The 2,885-nt window shown below is 75.1% G+C and carries 2 protein-coding genes; one reads left to right on the top strand and one right to left on the bottom strand.

All coding sequences use genetic code 11. The features are described 5' to 3' along the window. Positions 1–1,663: DEAD/DEAH box helicase (locus CCR87_RS00400; protein WP_201155361.1), on the bottom strand; the 1,663-nt coding region annotated here is incomplete at its 3' end. Positions 1,664–2,112: 449 nt separating this feature from the next. On the opposite strand from CCR87_RS00400, the gene CCR87_RS00395 reads away from it, so the two are divergent. After that, positions 2,113–2,885: MFS transporter (locus CCR87_RS00395; protein ID WP_201155360.1), on the top strand; the 773-nt coding region annotated here is incomplete at its 3' end.

The following is a 2,885-nucleotide window of genomic DNA, read 5'->3' as shown; positions in this document are numbered from 1 at the left end:
ACGCGCGCAGCACCGACCCCATGGCCGAGGCCGCCCCGGCCTTTGGCCTTGGCTTGACGGCGGGGCTGGCGGGGCGCGCCGGGGCGGCCTCGGCCATGGGGTCGGTGCTGCGCGCGTGAATGCCATCCTCCAGCGCGCCCGACGGCCCGAGGCGTGCCAGCAGGCCGGGGGCGGCGTCGGCTGCGATCTCCACCTGGGTGGTGGTGTCCTGCACCCGGATGCGGCCGATCTGCGCGCGCTCCAGGTTGCCGGCACGGCACAGCATCGGCAACAGCCAGCGCGCCTCGGCGCGGCGGTCGCGGCCGACCGACAGCTCCAGCCACACCGAGGGGCCGAAGGGCGCGCGGTCCGGGCGCGCGTCGCGGGTGGGCGGCGTGCCCAGCTCCTCGGGCGCCGACAGCCCGGCGCGATACAGCCGCAGACAGGCCGCTGCGATCGCCTCGGGCCCATGGGCGGCCAGCAGCCGTGCGGCAAAGGCGGCCTCGGACTCGGACGGGGGCGCCTGCCACATGTCGTCGGCCATCAGCCGCGCCTCGTCGAGCGCGAGGATCTCCTCGCGGGTGGGGGGGGCGGTCCACTCGGCCTCCACCTTGGCCCATTTCAGCAGGCGCGTGGCCTTGCTCGCCGCGCGTTCCGGCACGATCAGCGCCGAGATCCCCTTGCGCCCGGCCCGCCCGGTGCGCCCGGAGCGGTGCAGCAGCGCCTCGGTGTTGGTGGGCAGATCGGCGTGGATCACCAGATCGAGGTTCGGCAGGTCCAGCCCCCGCGCGGCCACGTCGGTCGCCACGCAGACCCGCGCGCGCCCGTCGCGCATCGCCTGGATGGCGTGGCTGCGCTCGTCCTGGCTGAGCTCGCCCGACAGGCTGACGACCGACAGGCCCCGGTTGCCCAGCCGTGCGGCCAGCCGCGCGACCGCCGCGCGGGTGTTGGCGAACACGATGGCCGTGGGCGCGTCGTGGAATCGCAGCAGGTTGATGATCGCGTGCTCGGCCTCCGCGGCGGCGACGCGCACGGCCTGATAGGCGATGTCGGCGTGCTGGGTGCCGCGCGACAGCGTGGTCACGCGCACCGCGTCGCGCTGGTAGCGCTTGGCAAGCTCCACGATGGCGGGCTGCACGGTGGCCGAGAACATCAGCGTGCGACGCTCGGCGGGCGCCGCGCCCAGCATGAATTCCAGATCCTCGCGGAAGCCGAGGTCGAGCATCTCGTCGGCCTCGTCCAGCACGATGGCGCGCAGATCGGCAAGGTCGAACGCGCCCCGCGTGATGTGGTCGCGCAGGCGCCCCGGCGTGCCCACGACGATGTGGGCGCCCCGCTCCAGCGCGCGGCGTTCCTCGCGCGGGTCCATGCCGCCGATGCACGACACCACCCGGGCGCCGGCCTTGGCAAACAACCACGCCAGTTCGCGCTGCACCTGCAACGCCAGCTCGCGCGTGGGGGCGACCACCAGCGCCAGCGGCGTCGCCGCCGGGCCCAGCCGGGTGTCGGTCCCCATCAGCGTCGGTGCGATGGCCAGGCCAAAGCCCACCGTCTTGCCCGACCCGGTCTGGGCCGAGACCAGCAGGTCGGCGTCCTCCAGCTCGGGCGCGGTCACCGCCAGCTGCACATCGGTCAGCGTGTCATAGCCGCGTTCGGCCAGCGCTTCGGCAAGGGTCGAGATCATGGCCAGACATCCCCGGCAGTCGCGCAACCCCATCGGGTGCGCCAAAAGGGGAACCGCTAGGCCATTGCGCGCCCGATGTCGAGGACCAAGCGGGATGTCCGACGCGGACAGGCGCGCGCTGCCGCGCGCGGGCCGCGACGGGCGACCCCCGCCCAAGGACCGCCCGCGGGGTGTCCCGGTCGCCCGGGAACATGCGCCCGGGAACAGGCGTCCGGGAACTGGCGCACGGGAACAGGCGCACGGGCACGGCGGTGCACCCCGCCGCCGCAACCTGCCGCCGCACCTTGGCACCGCACCCCGCCGCCGCACCCCGCCGCCGCACCCTGCCGCCCACCCCGCCGCCGCACCCGGTCCGGAGGCCCGCGGCCACCCATGGGCCCCCGCGCTGGACATCGGCACCCGTGCTGCCTAGCACTGGGTGCCATGCCGCCAGCCATCCCCCCCGCGCAATGATCCTCAGGTCCGAGACCTCCCGCGTGCTGTCGGCCACGGTTCTGGTGCAGGCGCTCAATACCTGGGCGATGCTGGCCATCGCGGCGATGGCGCCGCTGGTGGCCGAGGGGCTGGCGGTGGCGGCGGTGCTGGTGGGCTACCAGATCTCGGTGATGTATCTGTGCGCGGCGCTGACGTCGGTTCCGGCGGGGGGCTGGGTGGCGCGGCTGGGCCCCACCCGCGTCAGCCAGCTGAGCCTCGTGGCCGGGGCGCTGGGCCTCGGGCTGGCGGCGACCGGCAGCCTGGTGGCGGTGCTGGCGGCGTCGGTGTGCATCGGGGTCGGCTATGGGATGGTGAACCCGGCAAGCTCGTTGCTGCTGTTCGCGCGGACCACGGCGCGGGACCGCAGCCTGGTGTTCTCGATCAAGCAGACGGGCGTGCCGCTGGGGGGCATGCTGGCGGGCCTGGTGACACCGGCGGCGGCGCTGGCGTTCGGCTGGCAGGCCGCGCTGGGGGGGCTGGTGCCGCTGTTGCTGGGGGCGGCGCTGGTGCTGCAACGCCCGCGCCGCGACTGGGACCGGGGCACGGGCACGGGGGCGGGGCCGGCGCCCTCGGCCGCCGAGGGCGCGCGCGAGGTCTGGTGCAACCCGGCGCTGCGCCGGTTGTGCACCGTCAGCTTCCTGTTCGCGGGGGTGCAGGTCTGCCTCGTGGGGTTTCTCGTGGCCTTTGCGATGGCGGACCTCGGCTTCGGGGCGGTGCTGGCGGGGGCGCTGCTGGCGACGGTGCAGGC

The sequence above is a fragment of the Rhodobaculum claviforme genome, from assembly GCF_016653255.1.
In the GTDB taxonomy this organism is placed as follows: domain Bacteria; phylum Pseudomonadota; class Alphaproteobacteria; order Rhodobacterales; family Rhodobacteraceae; genus Rhodobaculum; species Rhodobaculum claviforme.
Note: the sequence above shows the minus strand (reverse complement) of the source record. Positions and strands in the feature narration are given on the sequence as shown.